Source organism: Massilia sp. CT11-108 (genome assembly GCF_047302915.1).
In the GTDB taxonomy this organism is placed as follows: Bacteria; Pseudomonadota; Gammaproteobacteria; order Burkholderiales; family Burkholderiaceae_D; genus Telluria; species Telluria orientalis.
This window is the reverse complement of record NZ_JBKYMO010000635.1, coordinates 1-2,729: the sequence shown is the minus strand read 5'-3', so window position 1 is coordinate 2,729 and position 2,729 is coordinate 1. Positions and strand designations below refer to the sequence as shown.

Here is a 2,729-nt window from a genome sequence, read left to right as displayed (position 1 = left end):
GGCGCGCGTGGACGCGGCCAGGGCCCTGCTCGAACGCTCCGACCGGCCCCTCAAGACGGTCGCGCACCGCTGCGGGTTCGGCACCGCGGCGCGGATGCGCGCGGCGTTCCTGCGCCACCTGGGCGTCAGCGCGCTCGATTATCGCCAGCATTTCGGCGCATTCCGCCAGCGTGATTAATTCCTGGCTGCAACGCCATGCCAAGCTCGTGCCTCCGCTTCGCCGGTCGTGGCAGAATGTGACTCAACGAAGCTCCTCATGACACGACATGCAGACCCCATCGATACCGCTCGACGAAGCGCGCCGGTTGACGGCGCTGCACGCCACCCGCCTCCTCCACAGCGCCCCCGAGGACGCGTTCGACCGCATCACACGCATGGCGAGCCGGCTGCTGAAGATGCCGATCGCGCTGGTCTCGCTGGTCGCCGAGGAAGATCAGTGGTTCAAGTCGCGCTGCGGCATCGACATGACCGGCACCCGCCGCGAGATCTCGTTCTGCGGCCACGCGATCCTCGACCACGAACCGCTGATCGTCCCGGACGCGACGCAGGATGCGCGCTTCGCCGACAACCCGATGGTCGTCAATCCGCCGCACGTGCGCTTTTATGCGGGCGTGCAGCTGTACTCGATCGACCGGATGCCGCTGGGGACCCTGTGCGTCCTGGACCGCGTGCCGCGCACGCTGAACGAGGAGGAACTGGACATCCTGCGCGACCTCGCGCGCATGACGGAACAGCTGATCCACTTCCGCCAGCTGGCGACCGCAGCGCAGTCGCTGCACTCGCACGTCTACGTCGACAATGCGAATCCCGACCTCGCGGCGGCCGCGGGCCAGGTCGAATTCCTGCTCACGCACGACGTGCTGACGGGCCTCGCGAACCGCCAGGTGCTCGTGCGGACGATCGGCCAGAACCTGGACAAATGGAAGAGCGACGGCCTGCACACGCTGGTCGCGACGATCAACATCGACAAGTTCAAGCGCCTCAACGAGCTGCTGGGCCACCATGAAGGCGACAAGGCGCTCGTCGCAATCACGTGGAGCCTGCAGAACCTGCTGCGGCCGGGCGACATGCTGGCGCGCGCCGGGAGCGACGAATTCGTCGTGCTGCTGCCGGGCCTGGGCGACGACAGCGTCGCGCGCGACCGCTTGCGCCAGCTCCTGCAGGCCGCCACGCGCGAATTCAAGACGCCGGGCGGCGCGATCCCCCTCACGTGCAGCATCGGCTATGCGATCTTCCCAGAGGACGGCACCGACGGCGACCTCCTGCTGAACAACGCGACGATGGCCGTGCGCCGCGCCAAGGTGCTGGGCGGGGGCCAGATCCAACGCTATTCGGAAGAACTGAACCAGGCATTGCAGCGCAAGCTCACGCTGGAAAACCAGTTGCGCCATGCGATCGAGCGCGGCGAACTGTATTTGAACTATCAACCCAAGACGGACCTGCACAGCGGCGGCGTCGCCGGCCTGGAAGTGCTCGTGCGCTGGAAGCATCCCGAGCACGGCAGCATCTCCCCGGCCGAATTCATCCCGATCGCCGAGGATTCCGGCCTCGTCGTGCCGATCGGCGAATGGATCCTGCGCACGGCCGTGGCCCAGCGCCGCGCGTGGACCGATGCCGGCGTGCCCGACGTGCCGGTGGCCGTCAACCTGTCCGGCAAGCAGTTCCTGGGCACGGACGTCGTGGCGCTCGTCGGCGCCGTCCTCCGTGAATCGGGCCTGCCTCCGCGCCTGCTGGAGCTGGAACTCACGGAAAGCATTTCGATGGACGACCCGGTCCGCACCGCGGACCTGATGCGCCAGCTGCGCGAACTGGGCACCACGCTCAGCATCGACGATTTCGGCACCGGCTATTCGAGCCTCAGCTACCTCAAGCGCCTGCCCGTCGACAAGCTGAAGGTCGACCGCTCGTTCGTCCTCGACGTGCACCAGAGTGCCGAATCGCTGGCGATGGTGAAGGCGATCATCGCCATGGCGCACACGCTGCGCCTGGAAGTCATCGCCGAGGGCGTCGAGAACGATGGGCAGCTGGCCGCCCTGCGCAGCGCAGGCTGCGACCAGATCCAGGGCGATTACTTCAGCAAGCCGCTCGACGCCGACGCCTGCGCCGAGTACCTGCGCAAGCACGGGGCCGCCACCAAGGCGCTGCCGGCCGCAGCCGCGTCGCACTAAGCAGTAAAGACGGCCTCGCGCAACACGATTCCGGCAAATTCATGGCCGGAATTGTGGAATCCCTCATTAAGGCTTACAATGGTGACACGGAGCGTTGCCTAAATTCATGAGGCACATCCGTCGCTCAACGGGTCCGTCGCTTTCGGCCGCACGGACCGCATCCGAATCATTGCAAACCAATCCCATAACTATGCGTTACTCGAGTAACCATAAGGCCGAAACGCGCCAGCGCATCATCGGCGAAGCGTCGCGCCGCTTCCGCAAGGACGGCATCGAAGGCACGGGCCTCGTGCCGCTGATGAAGGCGCTCGGCCTGACCCACGGCGGCTTCTACGCCCATTTCGAATCCAAGGACGCGCTCGTGCAGGCTTCGCTGGAGGCCGCCGTCCAGCAGACGCTGGAACGCTGGCTGCCATCGGCGGACGCCGCGCCGCGCGCCGTCATCGACCATTACCTGTCGGCGGAACACCGCGACGAACCGGGCGAAGGCTGCCCGCTCCCCACGCTGGCCGCGGAGCTGGGCCTGCGCGGCCAGCCCAGCGCGACGGCCGACGCCATGGT

Annotated in this window: 3 protein-coding genes; all 3 read left to right on the top strand. The window is 66.9% G+C overall.

Going from position 1 to position 2,729, the window contains the following annotated elements:
* Positions 1 to 7 precede the first annotated feature (7 nt).
* Positions 8 to 178, top strand: coding sequence for a helix-turn-helix domain-containing protein (locus ACEN88_RS28700; protein WP_413345168.1), 171 nt, complete (start codon positions 8 to 10; stop codon positions 176 to 178).
* 88 nt (positions 179 to 266) lie between these two features.
* On the top strand, positions 267 to 2,168 hold the full coding sequence (locus ACEN88_RS28695) for a putative bifunctional diguanylate cyclase/phosphodiesterase (RefSeq protein ID WP_413345166.1): 1,902 nt from the start codon (positions 267 to 269) through the stop codon (positions 2,166 to 2,168).
* A 190-nt stretch (positions 2,169 to 2,358) separates the two neighbouring features.
* The coding region (locus ACEN88_RS28690; protein WP_413345164.1) for a TetR/AcrR family transcriptional regulator at positions 2,359 to 2,729 on the top strand (371 nt) is incomplete at its 3' end.